Source organism: Shewanella sp. ECSMB14101, assembly GCF_000773485.1.
Taxonomy (GTDB): Bacteria; Pseudomonadota; Gammaproteobacteria; order Enterobacterales; family Shewanellaceae; genus Shewanella; species Shewanella marisflavi.
Genome location: NZ_JSFF01000068.1, coordinates 1 through 694, shown reverse-complemented (window position 1 = coordinate 694; position 694 = coordinate 1). Strand labels below are relative to the sequence as shown.

The window sequence follows — 694 nt, the reverse complement described above, 5'->3', positions numbered from 1 at the left end:
GGAGACCTGAATTATGAGGGGATCCCCCAGCGCTTTGCTAAGCGGCAATAAAATAGCTGGCTAAAATTAGCGAGGAACGAGCAAAAGCCTGCTATTTTTTGTCCGTTTAAGCAACTTGTTAGCATTATTTACGCTTTACTTGCCTTTCAATACGGTTTTTAGTAGGTCATGTACTGGCATTGTTGGTCCAGATTCTCCAGCTAGTAAACCAGTTTCAGAACGACTAAATAGGGCTTGCAGTATCAACTCTCTTGAAGATTCATCTATTTGACCATCATTGTTTAAGGATAGGTACAAGTAGGTTAACTGTTCTCTTTCCTCGGAATCCCTCATTAAATGAAATGAACTAAACGTTAGCTTGGATATTGTTTTAACCAGAAAAGCATACACTGCTAAAATTGAACCAAAAATGACAGCACCTTGTAACGTATTAAGCTTTACCGCAACTGCTTGCCCTTTCAACCAAGAGTCAAAAAAATCATAAAAATAAACTAATCCAAGCAAAATAGAAGCAACTAATGCTATTGACCACAGACTGCCTTGGATCCCATACTTTTTAGCTGATTTTTTCCAGTATGTTGCAGGTTTCTCGAGTCTAAGTTTTTCTTGATATGTATTTTCTAGATCAGCAATGCGTGCCTTACAGCCATCCATGTAGCTAATAAATTCTTCTTTTTGACTAGCCTGCTGATTT

General features: G+C 38.0%; 1 protein-coding gene. It reads right to left on the bottom strand.

The features are described from left to right. Positions 1–135: 135 nt before the first annotated feature. Positions 136–694: DUF6161 domain-containing protein (locus NY07_RS19560; RefSeq protein WP_200884325.1), on the bottom strand; the 559-nt coding region annotated here is incomplete at its 5' end.